Annotated in this window: 14 protein-coding genes; 11 read left to right on the top strand and 3 right to left on the bottom strand. The window is 40.3% G+C overall.

What is annotated here, in order from left to right:
• Positions 1-51: 51 nt before the first annotated feature.
• The 9 genes from pilM (at position 52) to Q4567_RS02765 (ending at position 8,901) form a co-directional block, all read left to right on the top strand.
• On the top strand, positions 52-1,116 hold the full coding sequence (gene pilM, locus Q4567_RS02805) for a type IV pilus assembly protein PilM (RefSeq protein WP_216049197.1): 1,065 nt from the start codon (positions 52-54) through the stop codon (positions 1,114-1,116).
• Positions 1,104-1,688 carry a PilN domain-containing protein gene (locus Q4567_RS02800; protein ID WP_216048815.1) on the top strand — a complete coding sequence of 195 codons (585 nt, stop codon included), beginning with the start codon at positions 1,104-1,106 and terminating at the stop codon, positions 1,686-1,688. Before pilM ends, Q4567_RS02800 begins: the two co-directional genes overlap by 13 nt.
• The gene (locus Q4567_RS02795) at positions 1,685-2,284 is read left to right on the top strand and encodes a type 4a pilus biogenesis protein PilO (RefSeq protein WP_216048816.1); all 600 of its coding nucleotides are present in this window, start codon (positions 1,685-1,687) and stop codon (positions 2,282-2,284) included. Before Q4567_RS02800 ends, Q4567_RS02795 begins: the two co-directional genes overlap by 4 nt.
• Positions 2,281-2,817, top strand: a complete 537-nt coding sequence (locus tag Q4567_RS02790) for a pilus assembly protein PilP (protein WP_216048817.1) — start codon at positions 2,281-2,283, stop codon at positions 2,815-2,817. Before Q4567_RS02795 ends, Q4567_RS02790 begins: the two co-directional genes overlap by 4 nt.
• Positions 2,810-4,570, top strand: coding sequence for a type IV pilus secretin PilQ (locus Q4567_RS02785; RefSeq protein ID WP_303499253.1), 1,761 nt, complete (start codon positions 2,810-2,812; stop codon positions 4,568-4,570). Before Q4567_RS02790 ends, Q4567_RS02785 begins: the two co-directional genes overlap by 8 nt.
• A 494-nt stretch (positions 4,571-5,064) precedes the next feature.
• Complete coding sequence (gene aroK / locus Q4567_RS02780) at positions 5,065-5,580, top strand: shikimate kinase AroK (RefSeq protein WP_216049198.1); 516 nt, start codon at positions 5,065-5,067, stop codon at positions 5,578-5,580.
• 32 nt (positions 5,581-5,612) lie between these two features.
• Positions 5,613-6,683 (top strand): 3-dehydroquinate synthase, encoded by a 1,071-nt coding sequence (gene aroB / locus Q4567_RS02775; RefSeq protein WP_216048819.1) that lies wholly within the window; start codon positions 5,613-5,615, stop codon positions 6,681-6,683.
• Between the two features lie 11 nt (positions 6,684-6,694).
• Positions 6,695-8,053, top strand: coding sequence for an SPOR domain-containing protein (locus Q4567_RS02770; protein ID WP_303499251.1), 1,359 nt, complete (start codon positions 6,695-6,697; stop codon positions 8,051-8,053).
• A 29-nt stretch (positions 8,054-8,082) separates the two neighbouring features.
• Positions 8,083-8,901, top strand: a complete 819-nt coding sequence (locus Q4567_RS02765; RefSeq protein ID WP_216048821.1) for a Dam family site-specific DNA-(adenine-N6)-methyltransferase — start codon at positions 8,083-8,085, stop codon at positions 8,899-8,901.
• Between the two features lie 33 nt (positions 8,902-8,934).
• On the opposite strand, the gene Q4567_RS02760 is transcribed toward Q4567_RS02765, so the two are convergent.
• The 3 genes from Q4567_RS02760 to Q4567_RS02750 all read right to left on the bottom strand — a co-directional run bounded on the left by Q4567_RS02760 (position 8,935) and on the right by Q4567_RS02750 (position 10,329).
• On the bottom strand, positions 8,935-9,135 hold the full coding sequence (locus tag Q4567_RS02760; RefSeq protein ID WP_216048822.1) for a DUF2970 domain-containing protein: 201 nt from the start codon (positions 9,133-9,135) through the stop codon (positions 8,935-8,937).
• Positions 9,136-9,438 carry a hypothetical protein gene (locus tag Q4567_RS02755; RefSeq protein ID WP_216048823.1) on the bottom strand — a complete coding sequence of 101 codons (303 nt, stop codon included), beginning with the start codon at positions 9,436-9,438 and terminating at the stop codon, positions 9,136-9,138.
• Between the two features lie 210 nt (positions 9,439-9,648).
• Entirely contained in the window at positions 9,649-10,329 is a 681-nt protein-coding gene (locus Q4567_RS02750; protein WP_216048824.1) for a TorF family putative porin, read from the bottom strand.
• Positions 10,330-10,648: 319 nt separating this feature from the next.
• Here Q4567_RS02750 and rpe point away from each other — a divergent pair, with 319 nt between their 5' ends.
• Together rpe and trpS are read left to right on the top strand one after the other, a co-directional pair.
• Positions 10,649-11,326, top strand: coding sequence for a ribulose-phosphate 3-epimerase (rpe, locus tag Q4567_RS02745; RefSeq protein WP_216048825.1), 678 nt, complete (start codon positions 10,649-10,651; stop codon positions 11,324-11,326).
• Between the two features lie 36 nt (positions 11,327-11,362).
• On the top strand, positions 11,363-12,367 hold the full coding sequence (gene trpS / locus Q4567_RS02740; protein ID WP_303499249.1) for a tryptophan--tRNA ligase: 1,005 nt from the start codon (positions 11,363-11,365) through the stop codon (positions 12,365-12,367).
• Positions 12,368-12,385: the final 18 nt, after the last annotated feature.

The raw sequence follows: 12,385 nt of genomic DNA, 5'->3' as shown, positions 1-12,385 counted from the left end.
GAGTAATAATGGTAAAACTAAAGCAACTAAGATGATTCGGAACTAACTGTGTTGAAAGAACTTTTCAAGAAAAAAGCTTCACAAATGATAGGTCTCGATATCGGTACACGGTACGTTAAGGCTGTTTTGTTTGAACAAGATGGCAACCAGACTAAGGTGCAGAGTTTCGCATGTGAGCAGATAAACGGCAATGCCTTTGCTGACAGAGAAATAAAAGATTTTGACGCCATAAGCAATGTGCTCAAAAAAGTGAAGTTGTCACTGAAAAGCAAAAATAAAAATGTAGTAGTCGCGATATCTGGCAGTTCGGTATTGAGTAAAATAGTTTATATGGATCCAGATCAACAGGACTTCGAGTTAGAAACCCAAATAGAAATCGAATCTGATAGTCTAATTCCTTATCCGTTAGAGGAAGTATATCTGGATTTTGAAGAGTTAGGTGAGAGTAAAACTCACATCGGTAAAGTAGATGTGTTGCTCAGCGCAGCCCATAAAGATGTGGTCGATAGTCGCATCACATTATTAAGAGAAGTGGAATTTGTTCCTAAAATCGTCGATATTGAAAATTATGCTTTGGGTAATGCAATTATCGAGTTCGCTGAATATCCCGCAGATAAACCAATATTGTGTTTTAATATTGGTGCCTCTCAATTACAACTCTGTGTCGTAGAAAATGACAGAGTTATTTATAGTAAAGAGCACAGTTTTGGTATGAACAGCCTTATTCAAGATCTCAGCATAATCCATACCTTAGATAAATCAGAAACTGAACAGCAATTAGTAAACGGTGAGTTACCTGCAACATGGCGCGAAGATACCTTCCCAATATTTTTAGCGAACTTAAATCAACACATCAGCAAAGCAGTACAAATGTATATCAGTTCAACTGGCGCTGAGAGGCCAGAATCTTTGATGGTTTGTGGTGGCGGGGCAAATATAGAAGAAATTGCCGCGGCACTTGAAGGTGAATTGGCAGTGGAAGTCACCCTTTTCAACCCATTTGAACAAATGCAAATCTCTGAAAAAGCTGAACAGCAAGGTTTTCAAAAAGTTGCGCCACAACTAGTGATTGCAGCTGGTTTAGCATCTAGGAGTTTCAAACCATGTCACATGTAAATCTATTACCATGGCGAGAAGAGCTTAGACAGAGACAGAAAAAAGATTTTTTAACACTATTATTTGCAGTCGCTCTGTTTGTGATGATTATTGTGTATCTGGTGGGCATGTTAATCGATAGCAAGATTGCCAGCCAAAACCAACGTAACGCTTTTCTACAAGGTCAAATCGCGGTTTTAGATGCAGAAATAGCCAAAATAAAAGATATTAAAGACAGCAAGAAAGCCATTGAACAACGCATGGCCTTGATTGAACAATTACAAACCAGTCGCAACGTTGCGCCTATCGTATTTGATGAACTGGCTCGCTTGGTTCCCCCAGGTGTTTCGTTTCGCTCCTTCTCCCGTCAAGGCAATACCGTGGAGTTATCCGGGGTGAGCGAATCGAATAACCGCCTATCTTCATTTATGCGCAAGATTGAAGATTCGAAGATATTTGGTCAGGGTGAATTATCATCCATTGTGGCTGATACCTCAGCGCCCGATGCAGTCAGCGAGTTTAAATTAACATTTACCATAAACTCCTCAGTGGCACCGGACTTCTCTGAAACACCAGCAGAGGGTCAAAAATGAAATTTGATGTAAATAAACTCAAAGAGATGAACGAACTGGATTTCGAACAGGTCGCGAATTGGCCATTCGAAGTGAAAACCGTAGTTGCGCTTTTTGTAGCGATTTTAGTCGCGGTCGGTGGTTATTACGGATTAATCTCCTCTAAATTACCTGTGTTAGATAGAACCCAAGCCGAAGAAGTAGAGTTAAAACAGACATTTGCCGCTAAATACAGAATTGCGGTTAATCTAAAAGCCTATGAAGAACAGCTAGCCAGAATAGAAGCTGACTTTTCGTCAATGTTAAAATCACTGCCTACCAGTAACGAGACACCTGGCCTCATTGATGACATTACCTTTGTGGGCACGACTGCAGGATTGAATTTCAAACTGATTAACTGGCAACAAGAAATTCCTAAAGAGTTTTATACTGAATTACCGATTCAAATGGAAGTCACCGGTAATTACCATGAATTTGGCCAATTTGTATCTAACATTGCAGCATTACCGCGGATTGTGACTTTACATAACTTTGATATCACTCAACAGGGTTCTGAATTACGTTTACAACTTCAAGCCAAGACTTATCGCACAGCGGTTTCGGAGCAAGGCCAATGAAAATAATCGTTTTGATAATGGCTGTTGTCATGCTGGCAGGTTGTGAGGCGCAAACGGATGACTTGGTAACCTATGTGGTCGAAGTTAAGCAAAGCACCTCTATTAGCATAGAACCCTACCCCGAATTTAAAACCCAACCTGCTTTTGAATACAAAGCGGGCGGACTCCGCAGTCCATTTAAGCGACCTCGAAATGTAGCGGTACAAACGGTTGAAGCGAAACGCGAAAACTGTTTGCAGCCTGACTTCAACAGAACCAAAAGTCCATTGGAGGCATTTGGATTAGATGCACTAACGATCTCTGGTACTTTTACCAGTCAAGGACGACAGTGGGCCTTAGTAACAGCCAATGATGGTTCGTTACATAAAGTCACGACAGGAGACTACATAGGTTTGTTCTTCGGAAAAATTACATCGATCAACAATGGTAATATTTCAATCGAAGAAATGCTGCCTGATGGCGCCGGATGCTGGCAAAAAAATAAAGCAACACTGAGTATGTCTTCACAGGCAGGAGAAAATAATAATGTCTGAACGTTTTATCTTTAATCATAAACTAAATAAAGCTAAGCATAATTGGATTTGGCTGAGTTTAGTAGTTGCCGGAATATCTTGCGTTTCGTTTAATTCAGCGGCCCAACAAGTTCAGCCAGTATTAGTTGACCCAGAAAAGAAGGTGGCGAGTGTTTTTCGTTCCGAGTTGACCGATCTCAATTTCAAACGCAATTCAACCGGCGGTGCACGTGTCACTTTAGATTTTAATAATGCTGATTTCCAAATGCAGTTATCGCAAGGAAATCAAAAGCTGATTTTAACCCTGCCTGCGGTCAAACTTGCTGATGACCAGTTATTCACCCTTGATGTAATAGACTTCGCCACACAAGTATCCGATATAGAAACCTTTCAGGAAACGAAAGGCAGTAAAATTGAATTTAAATTACTCAGCAAAGCTAACTTTACCCATAAAAAGAATGGCAATCAGTTAGTAATTGAAATTGAAAAAGACGATCAACCAGAAGCTAGTAAAGCCGAATCAGCCTTTACCGGTGAGCCGATTTCATTAGACTTCCAAGACGTCCCTGTTCGACAAGTATTGCAAATTATTGCACAGGTGAACGGGTTCAATTTAGTTACCACAGACACGGTAAATGGCAATGTAACCATTAGTTTATCTGGGGTGCCATGGGATCAAGCTCTTGAGATGATTCTAAAAATTAAAGGCCTAGACAAACGTCTTGAAGGTAATATTCTTCTTATCGCCCCTTCGGAAGAACTCACAGCGCGAGAAACACAGCAATTACAATCTAAACAACAAGTGGCTGATTTAGCACCTCTGAGCGCGGTAAATATTCAAATAAACTATGCCAAGGCAGCTGAAATGGCAGCGATTCTAAAATCTGCTGATGCCAGTATTCTCAGTGCAAGAGGCTCAGTAACCATTGATGAGCGCACCAATACAGTATTGCTACGTGATACCGCGGCCTCTGTTGAGGAAGCTCGTGCATTGATAAAAGCGCTGGATATTCCCATCAAACAGGTGTTAATCGAGTCAAGAATGGTTACCGTACGAGATAATGTCGATGAGCAACTTGGCGTTAGATGGGGCATCAGTGACAGCACTTCCGATGGCGGTATTTCTGGCTCGTTAGAAGGCGCGAACGACATCGCCGCTGGCATATTCCCTGATTTGGCTGATAGGTTAAACGTTAATCTCCCAGTCTCTAATCCTGCGGGCAGCATTGGAATTCAAATCGCTAGACTGGTCGATGGTACCATCATTGATTTAGAACTAAGCGCGCTGGAGACCGAAAATAAAGGTGAAATTATTGCTAGCCCACGAATTACAGTGGCCAATCAGCAGGAAGCCTATATTGAACAAGGTACTGAAATTCCTTATGTACAAGCAACATCAAGTGGCGCGACTTCTGTAGAATTCAAAAAAGCGGTATTAAGTTTAAAAGTTACACCGCATATCACTCCTGACAATCGTGTCATTTTGGATTTGGTCGTAACTCAAGATACTCGCGGTGAAACTGTCTCCACTTCAACTGGACCGGCGGTAGCAATCGATACCCAAGAGATCAGCACTCAGGTATTGGTAGAAAATGGTGAGACCATTGTACTAGGGGGGATTTTCCAACAGACATCAACTGATGACGTGTCTAAGATACCGCTGTTGGGAGACTTGCCAGTTGTCGGTAGCCTGTTCCGTAATTCTCAAAAGGTAAATGAAAAACGTGAACTATTGATTTTCGTTACACCTAAAATTTTGGTTGATTCCCTATAACCAATTCACCGATTTTATTTTTGACGACTTAAGGGCAATGTTATTGCCCTTTTTTACTGCTAAGTCATGTACCAGTCAATTGAATATTTTGAGATTTTTTGATTGTGTCTGGCAAATTTAGGTTCAAGTTTAACGCAATCAACATTAGACTCTGTATGAATCGCTAGATTGTCCCTGCTTACTGTTTTATTTATCCATTTTTGACATATTTTAGGGTTTGTTAACCGCGACAATGGAAGCAGATAAGGCATCTTTACAGCAATAGATTTAATCTTGGAACAAATTAAAAGCAACAAAACTTGCAAATTTCAGCATATAACTGAGATAATCGCGCTCTCGAAATTTCGACGAGGTCATGTTCAGACCAATTACTTAAACGAATCGAGTCAATTTTATTTAATTATCTAATTGATTAAATGGGACTTTTACGTAATTGGAATAATTCAAATTGGGCTGCAAAACCCCAGTTAACTAAAGTTGTGATAAAAGCAAAAATGGCAGAAAAGCGTAATATTTTTCTTGTTGGTCCTATGGGGGCTGGCAAAAGCACGATAGGAAGGCATCTTGCCGACGAACTTCATCTTGAGTTTTTTGATTCCGATCAGGAAATTGAACGCCGCACTGGCGCGGATATCGCGTGGATATTTGATTTAGAAGGCGAAGATGGTTTTAGGCTTAGAGAAGAGACCGTGATTAACGATTTGACTGACAAACAAGGTATTGTTTTAGCGACCGGTGGTGGCTCTATTGTCAGTAAAAATGTACGTAATCGTTTGTCCGCCAGAGGCATTGTGGTTTATTTGCAAACAACCATAGACAAACAGGTTGCTCGTACTCAACGAGACAAGCGCCGTCCTTTATTGCAAAAAGATGATCCGGAAATGGTTTTACGCGAACTTGCAGAATCTCGCAATCCTCTTTATGAGGAAGTGGCAGATTATATTGTCGATACTGATGATCAAAGCGCAAGAGCAGTCGCTAGCCAAATCATAGATAAAATCGGACTTTAATAAGACCGTTTCACACAAGAGGTTGTGCGCTCATGTCAACAATTAGAGTAGAGTTGGGTGAGCGTAGTTACCCAATCAATATAGATTCAGGTTTACTGACTTCCAAAGATTCGTTTAAAGACCAAATTCAAAGTGGCAAGGCGATAGTCGTTACTAACGAGATCGTCGAACCTCTTTATTTGAATTCGTTATTAAGCGCGTTAGATGGTGTAGACGTGAAGGTTGTTTGTTTGCCAGATGGTGAACAACACAAAAACCTTACTCAATTCGAAGCCGTAACAACCCAACTTTTAGAACAGCATGCGGCAAGAGACACAACGCTGATTGCATTGGGCGGCGGCGTAATTGGCGACTTAACTGGATTTGTTGCGGCCTGTTTTCAACGGGGCATCCCCTTTATTCAAGTTCCTACTACGCTACTATCTCAAGTGGACTCATCGGTGGGCGGCAAAACAGCCGTTAATCACCCTTTGGGTAAAAACATGATCGGTGCTTTCTATCAGCCGAAATCTGTTGTCATTGATATCGATACCTTAAAAACCCTGCCAGCAAGAGAGTTTGCAGCAGGAATGGCCGAAGTGATCAAATATGGAATCATTTACGATGCCGAATTTTTCAGTTGGTTAGAAGAAAACGCCCAAGCCTTGAAAGACCTCTCATCTGAGCATTTGAAATACGTAGTACACCGTTGTTGCGAAATAAAAGCTGAGATCGTTTCTAACGACGAAAAAGAGCACGGTATTCGCGCACTGTTGAACCTAGGTCATACTTTCGGTCATGCTATAGAAGCCGAGCAAGGTTATGGCAATTGGTTGCACGGTGAGGCCGTTGGTTGCGGCATGGTGCTAGCGGCTGAAGTCGCCTACAACAAGAATTGGATATCAAAATCAGATTTAGAACGAATGATTAAGCTTATTGCGTTATTTGATCTGCCCATAAACGCCCCTGAGCACATGAATTACGATATTTTCATGCAACACATGCAACACGACAAAAAAGTGCTATCTGGCGCGATTAGGTTCATAATTCCTACAGCCATTGGCAAAGCCGTCGTTACTAAAGATATAGAACCCGACATATTACAAAATATATTGAATAGCTAAGAGAAGGGATTGTGGCCATAAACGAGTTGCATAGTCGACTGGAATATTTAGTTTCATACTCGTCTCAGCTCATATTTATTAGCTGTGAAAGTTTGTCGCAACAGCAATCCTCATTACAGCAATTTATAGCCAAACAGCACGAAAACACTGAAGTTGCTTTTATCAATGGTGAGAGCACACTTCGTGATTCAGATTATAGAAACGAAATATACCGTCAATTGGTCAGCCACCCTCTTTCGCCCAACGTACCACTTGATGAGCAACTAATTCAGCACATATCCAAAGACGCCGGTCCAATATTGCTTTGTATCTGTGCGGCACAACACATATCAACAAAGTTGTTAAACGAACTTTGGAGTTTAGTTCTAAAAAATAAGGACCTGCAAAAAGGTCATCATCTAAATGTATTGTTATTCGGTAGTCCAGAGTGGACGGAATCGGCGAAGTCAAACTTGGCCAAAGATAATCAACATTTGCCGATATTACTGAGCTCTGAAATTGTCACGACGAATCAATTTACGCAAAGCTATAGTCAAAGTATCAGCCAAAAAAGAGCGGAGATTGATCAACGATTCAAGACGACAGTCGACGCTGAATCCGAGTCAATAATCACTAAACCACTGTTCAAAATTTTAGCAGGAATGGTCTTTTTAGGTATTTTTTCGATGTTGGTATTTTGGCAGTATCCAAACGAAATAAAACAGTTTGTCGACCCACATTACACGGTTGTCGATGAGCCTGTTGACGAGCTTGCAGAAGAGCAAGTAATCGACGTTATGCAGTCCCTGGAATCTATTCAATCAGACGACAATATGCCGTTAGAGAGTGACTTACCTAACGTAGAAAAAACCGAGCAAATAGAGCAACAACAGGATGAAGTTAGCCAATCGTTGCAGCTAGAAAACAGCGAACAACAGTTACCCGTTGACCATTCTCAAGAGCTTGTTACTAGCTGGCAACAAGAAGTTGAAAAGCAGCAATTACAGGTCAAACAAGAAAAACAATCTAAACAGGCAGAACAACAAGAGCGAGCAACAAAAGCGGAACAAGCTAAGTTAGTATTGCCACCAGCTAAACACCCTATTCTTGAATTGGATGATAACCTTTTCGTTTTACAATTGGCTTCAATGAGCGACCCAGCCGTGGCCGAGAGATTCATAACTCAGCATGGTTTACAAGAAACCAGCTGGATATACACCACTCAACGTTTTGGTGGTGATTGGCATGTGGTAATTTTCAAAAAAACCTTTGCCAATGTTCAACAAGCGCGGCAGTATACGGCCTCCTTACCCGATAGCATTGACAAAACAGTTCCTTTTGCTAAATCAGTTAAACAAATTAAGGTAGAATTGGCAGTACCTCAGCAATAACCTCGTTGTAGTTACACCAAAAAGCGGACATGAAGAAAAACAAAAATCGGGCATTTCTGAAATGGGCAGGCGGAAAATACGGACTGATTGACGAAATTTGCCAACGTTTACCCCAAGGTAACAAGTTGATCGAACCTTTTGTTGGTGCCGGTTCTGTTTTCTTAAACACCGAATACCCTCAATACGTTTTGAATGATATCAATCCTGATCTCATAAACCTTTACTCTATTATCAAAACGCAGGCAGAATATTTTATTAAAGAGTCTGAAAAGCTTTTTAGCCCCTCGAATAATCAGGAAAAAAGATTCTACGAATTGCGTAAAGAGTTTAATCACTCTGATGATCTATTTTTTAAATCGATTCTGTTTTTATATCTAAATCGACACGGCTATAACGGGCTTTGCAGATATAATTTGTCTGGCGGATTTAATGTGCCTTTTGGTCGATACAAAGCACCTTATTTCCCGAAAAAAGAACTATATTATTTTGCTGAAAAATCGCAAAAGGCCACCTTTACCTGTGAGCCATTTCAACATACTTTTGCGCGCGCTAGATCGGGAAATGTCATCTATAGCGATCCGCCGTACGCACCAATTAGTTTAACCGCTAACTTCACCCAATATTCCAAGAATGGGTTTTCGTTAGATGAGCAGTTATTGTTAGCCAAATTAGCAAAGCATAATGCAAAGAAAAAGTCGGTCAGTGTTTTAATAAGTAATCACGATACACCTTTTACCCGAGAAATTTATTCTCAAGCAGATATAACAAGTTTGATGGTAAAGCGAACTATCAGTCAAAAAGGCGATAAAAGAGTAAAAGTGGGTGAGCTACTGGCCCTTTATACCTAGTTCTGCTGATGACAAGTAGGTTTAGTGGTTAGGTTAATTGAGCGCGATATTGACCACGGCAACTAAGCCGAGAATTAACGCAATCACGAAGACCACACCAACCAAGAGAAATGGAACGAAGGACTTTTGCTGAAAGTCATGCTCATAATTTTGGTGTGATTGCACACCAAAAACACTGGCAGCGACGCTTTTAAAAACGCCCCAAAGGCTGTTGTTTTGCTTAGGCTTTGACAATTACTGTGCACCCGATGGAACAGTAGACTTGTTATCTGCGGCTCTAGAAAGTAGCTCTAGCAAGTCTAGATAATGGAATTTATAGCCAGATCGTCCAGAAAACCAACTCGTCCAACTCACGTTTTTCTGATTAGCTGAGGCGCATCGATTAATTGGATGTGAGATAGGTAGGTTTTGATTAAATTCAATTACATCAATGTTTTGGCAGAAATCATCGGTGTTTGAAAGCTGAGTTTTGAGCATAAAAACCATGCCAAACATAACCGTACCAATTGAAAAAACTGCTTTCAACTTCCTGTTCATGTAACCACCTTAGATTAAAGCCATTACGCCCTATTATACGTGTGTTGATAAAATGAACAACTATCTTTTATCCCAATTTTATGTCGCTTGTCCTAAGTATTTAGAATTTACGACAATCTACATTCATTTCAAAGCAGCTTTATTTAACCATAAACGCAAAAAAGCCAACTCGAAAGTTGGCTCTTAAGGCGTTTCAATTTAACTAATAAATTAGAACGATGTACCCCAGCTAACAACGAATTTAGTATCGTCATCACCTGATTCATCATCTGCTTTTGAAAGGCTTAATGTAAAATCACCTTTAGATAGATCAATTTGGAAGTGACCAAAATCAACATCGCCGTATACTTCGTCATCACTGTCAAAGTCATAATAACCGTATGTTAAACCAAGACCAAATTCATTCGGAAGATCAATACCATAGCCTACGCTGTAGTAAAGGTCACCTGTTCCATAAGGTGCATCGTCGTCATATTGACTGTTTACTGTGTAAGCTACGCCAAAAGAAAACGCTTTGTATGTACCGTTGAAATAAATTTCGCCGAAATCAGAATCTTCAAAACCCGTTGCAGGGTACATGTAATAAATGTAACCAACATCATAACCGAAGTCACCAGACTCACCGCCGTAACCTAAGTAGAAGTCGTTTTCAGTGCCATCACCGTTACCCCAGTCAATTGAACCAACCCAAGTACCCGCATAAAAACCACTTTCATCTGAGTAGTCGATACCGCCAGAAACGGATACATCGTTAGAGCTTTGACTCATACCACGCCAAATGTAGTTACTTGTTGCACCAAAGTTAGCTGAAACCTCAGCCTGAACTAAGGAACTAAAACTGGTTGCAGAAAGTACAGCAACAGCCAATGCGGCCAATTTCAACGTTTTCATATGTGTTCTCCGAAATTTATATTGTTTTCAATGTTTTAATTTTTATTATTATTATTATTTTATTTTTGTCGCTGGCATCAATAAGGCAATTCTGATGCCGCTTATTTATACAATCTTTACAAGAACGTAACTTATTGTTTCTTATTAATAAAATTTAATTATTAATAAATAAAGTTTATATTGAAAAGCAACCTATGGTGATATTGAAGCACCAGATTAGTTCTTCAGCACCAATCTGGTGCGCCACTTTGAGAGCGCTAGCGCTTTTTTCATAAACCATTTTTCTTTACACTATCGTCAAATTTTTTTGGAGAAGTTCATGAGTCCTTTTTTAATTGCTCCTTCTATCCTTTCCGCTAATTTTGCTTGTTTAGGAAACGAAGTGGATAGTGTGATAGAAGCTGGTGCAGATCTAGTTCACTTCGATGTGATGGATAACCATTACGTTCCAAACTTAACGGTAGGTCCGTTAGTGTGTGAGTCATTGGTGAAACACGGCGTAACAAAGCCGATTGATGTGCATTTAATGGTAGAGCCTGTTGATCAGATGATTGAAGACTTCGCCAAAGCTGGCGCAAATCGAATCAGTTTCCACCCTGAAGCAACAAAGCATTTAGATAGAAGTGTGCAATTAGTTATCGAAAGTGGCTGTGAGGTTGGATTAGTGCTGAACCCGGCGACGCCGTTAAATTGTCTTGACCATATAATAGATAAACTAGACTTCATTCTAATGATGTCAGTTAACCCTGGATTTGGCGGACAACAGTTTATACCGCAAACACTGGATAAAATCAGATCTGTTAAACAAAGGGTACAAGCATCGGGTAAACAAATTCGAATTCAAATTGACGGCGGCGTAAAAGTCGATAATATTCGCAGCATCGCTGAAGCAGGGGCCGATACTTTTGTTGCTGGCTCAGCCATATTTAATCAGCCAGATTACAAACATGTCATAGACCAAATGCGCGCAGAATTAAGCAAAGTGAATATGGCTTAAGCGTGTTTCTAACCTTTAAGAAGATAATTTTATAATATGAATAAACCAATTGTATTAAGTGGTTGTCAGCCGTCTGGACAACTGACTATAGGAAACTATATGGGCGCATTGCGCCAATGGGTCGATATGCAACAAGATAATGATTGTTTGTATATGATTGTCGATATGCATGCAATTACAGTGCGTCAAGATCCTAAAGCCCTCTACAACGCATGTTTAGACGGTTTATCTTTATACTTAGCCTGTGGAATAGATCCAAGTCAGAGTACCATTTTCATGCAGTCCCATGTGCCAGAGCACGCGCAATTGGCTTGGGTGCTTAATTGCTATACGCAAATGGGTGAATTGAACAGGATGACTCAATTCAAAGATAAATCAGCTAAAAATGTGGCTAACGTTAACGCTGGCTTATTGACCTACCCTGCTCTTATGGCTGCTGATATTTTATTGTACCAGCCAAATAAAGTACCTGTAGGTGATGATCAAAAGCAACATTTAGAACTTACCCGCGATGTGGCCACACGTTTCAACAACTTATATGGCGACGTGTTTACGATCCCAGACCCATTTATCCCTGAGTTTGGTGCCCGCATAATGAGTCTTCAGGATCCAAGCAGTAAGATGTCGAAATCTGATTCGAATCCTAATAACTTTGTTGGCTTATTAGAAGATACTAAAAAGATTAGTAAGAAAATTAAGCGTGCAGTAACGGATTCAGATGAGCAGGCGCGCATTTATTTCGACAAACAGGAAAAACCTGGGGTTTCCAATTTATTATCGTTATTGTCCTGTGCAACAGGTAAAAGCATTGATAGCTTAGTACCTGAATACGAAGACAAAATGTATGGTCATTTAAAAGGTGATGTGGCCGATGCGGTTGTTGCGTTGCTAGAACCTATTCAAGCTAAGTTCCACGAAATACGTTCAGACCAAGACTATTTGAATACGGTTATGCGAGATGGAGCTGAAAAAGCCAGTGCTCGTGCCTCTGTAATGATTCAAAAAGTTTACCAAGCAGTTGGATTTATACCAAAACCTTAGAGCTGATTAGGAAAACAT

The sequence above is a fragment of the Aliiglaciecola sp. 2_MG-2023 genome, from assembly GCF_030548145.1.
Taxonomy (GTDB): Bacteria; Pseudomonadota; Gammaproteobacteria; order Enterobacterales; family Alteromonadaceae; genus Aliiglaciecola; species Aliiglaciecola lipolytica_A.
Note: the sequence above shows the minus strand (reverse complement) of the source record. Positions and strands in the feature narration are given on the sequence as shown.

Bases quoted from the DNA above. Each gene is read 5' to 3' on its own strand.
- Q4567_RS02790 (WP_216048817.1), top strand. From the start codon at position 2,281: ATGAAAATAATCGTTTTGATAATGGCTGTTGTCATGCTGGCAGGTTGT.
- Q4567_RS02795 (WP_216048816.1), top strand. From the start codon at position 1,685: ATGAAATTTGATGTAAATAAACTCAAAGAGATGAACGAACTGGATTTC.
- Q4567_RS02800 (WP_216048815.1), top strand. From the start codon at position 1,104: ATGTCACATGTAAATCTATTACCATGGCGAGAAGAGCTTAGACAGAGA.
- Q4567_RS02755 (WP_216048823.1), bottom strand. From the start codon at position 9,438: ATGAACAGGAAGTTGAAAGCAGTTTTTTCAATTGGTACGGTTATGTTT.
- Q4567_RS02750 (WP_216048824.1), bottom strand. From the start codon at position 10,329: ATGAAAACGTTGAAATTGGCCGCATTGGCTGTTGCTGTACTTTCTGCA.
- aroK (WP_216049198.1), top strand. From the start codon at position 5,065: ATGGCAGAAAAGCGTAATATTTTTCTTGTTGGTCCTATGGGGGCTGGC.
- trpS (WP_303499249.1), top strand. From the start codon at position 11,363: ATGAATAAACCAATTGTATTAAGTGGTTGTCAGCCGTCTGGACAACTG.
- Q4567_RS02765 (WP_216048821.1), top strand. From the start codon at position 8,083: ATGAAGAAAAACAAAAATCGGGCATTTCTGAAATGGGCAGGCGGAAAA.
- rpe (WP_216048825.1), top strand. From the start codon at position 10,649: ATGAGTCCTTTTTTAATTGCTCCTTCTATCCTTTCCGCTAATTTTGCT.
- Q4567_RS02785 (WP_303499253.1), top strand. From the start codon at position 2,810: ATGTCTGAACGTTTTATCTTTAATCATAAACTAAATAAAGCTAAGCAT.
- aroB (WP_216048819.1), top strand. From the start codon at position 5,613: ATGTCAACAATTAGAGTAGAGTTGGGTGAGCGTAGTTACCCAATCAAT.